The sequence below is a fragment of the Mesorhizobium norvegicum genome (genome assembly GCF_004919685.1).
Lineage (GTDB): Bacteria > Pseudomonadota > Alphaproteobacteria > Rhizobiales > Rhizobiaceae > Mesorhizobium > Mesorhizobium norvegicum.
Genome location: NZ_SMYZ01000226.1, coordinates 1 through 204, shown reverse-complemented (window position 1 = coordinate 204; position 204 = coordinate 1). Strand labels below are relative to the sequence as shown.

At 68.1% G+C, this 204-nt stretch carries 1 protein-coding gene; it reads left to right on the top strand.

The features are described 5' to 3' along the window. A partial coding sequence (locus FCU66_RS40860) for a DEAD/DEAH box helicase (protein ID WP_136625535.1) occupies positions 1-204 on the top strand: 204 nt, incomplete at both ends.

Below are 204 nucleotides of genomic sequence, written 5' to 3'. Positions count from 1 at the left end.
CTGCTGCCCGACGCCAACACGAGCGCGTCGCCGGCGCGCCACCCGGTGCGGGCGCTGATCCTCACGCCCACACGCGAACTGGCCGACCAGGTGTACGACAACGTTGCCAAGTACGCGAAGTACACGGCGTTGCGCAGCGCTGTCGTGTTCGGGGGCGTCGACATGAACCCGCAGACCGAGCAATTGCGCCGCGGCGTCGAAATC